The 967-nt window shown below is 38.5% G+C and carries 1 protein-coding gene and 1 riboswitch; the gene reads right to left on the bottom strand.

Annotated features, from left to right (window positions below; all coding sequences use genetic code 11):
• On the bottom strand, positions 1–378 hold a 378-nt coding region (locus AC1DTM_RS28680; RefSeq protein ID WP_477001512.1), incomplete at its 3' end, for an amino acid permease.
• Positions 379–490: 112 nt separating this feature from the next.
• A riboswitch (Lysine riboswitch) is annotated at positions 491–683 on the bottom strand.
• Between the last annotated feature and the right edge of the window lie 284 nt (positions 684–967).

The raw sequence follows: 967 nt of genomic DNA, 5'->3' as shown, positions 1-967 counted from the left end.
TGTTACGGCCGCTAGTTCAGCTGCAATCGTAATCGCCCAGTTATACCAATAGTTCCATCCAAGTGCAAAACCAAGTGATGGATCAACAAATTTTGTTGCATAAGTACTAAAAGATCCAGTAACAGGCATGTAAGCCGCGAGTTCTGCTAAGCTTGTCATTAAAAAATAAACCATAATTCCAATTGCAGCGTATGCGATTAATGCACCGCCAGGACCAGCGGAATGGATAACACCACCGCTAGCAAGAAATAGTCCGGTACCGATTGTACCACCGAGAGAAATCATCGTAAGGTGACGAGATTTTAATCCACGTTTTAATTCACCTTGTCCTTGTGTAGTTTGCGTTTTAGAGGTAGCTTGATTCGTTGCGCTATTCATGTTCAACACTCCTTTTCTTGTAAGATAGGAAGGAGCGGGGGAGAAAAATACAAAAAACCGCCAAAAGAATTAGGCGGAACGTTTCACAAATAACCACCCCATCATACCCTTCCGTTAAGATAGCACCCCACGTCTACACGGTAATTTTGTAAACGTGACAGTTCTGTTCCTTTCGGAGACAGCCCCAGCCAATATTTCCAGAGAAGAAATATAAACTTCGGCAACTTTTCCTTTCAAACGGAGTCGGTGACATTCTCTGTGTCTCGGCCGTTCTACTCTTAAAAGTTGCAACCTCTACCTCATCGGATTGATGAGGATTTATATATTGCTAAGATTTTTAATATATGGCAATTGTAATGACTTTCTGAATATATTGCAAGGGATTTTGTTGGGAAAAGTCAAAAAATATCGGTTATTGTACAGGAAACGCTTGCAAAACTCCACCCGAACCTACTGTTATGTAACAATTAACAAATAAAAAGTTGTTATACAAAAGTTTCGCAAAAAATAATGAAAAACCCTTTAAAATTAAAAGAAAATTCAGAAAATATAATTCGACATAAATATCAAAAGGGGATTAGTTTTTTAT

Source organism: Bacillus sp. P4_D3 (genome assembly GCF_056401855.1).
Note: the sequence above shows the minus strand (reverse complement) of the source record. Positions and strands in the feature narration are given on the sequence as shown.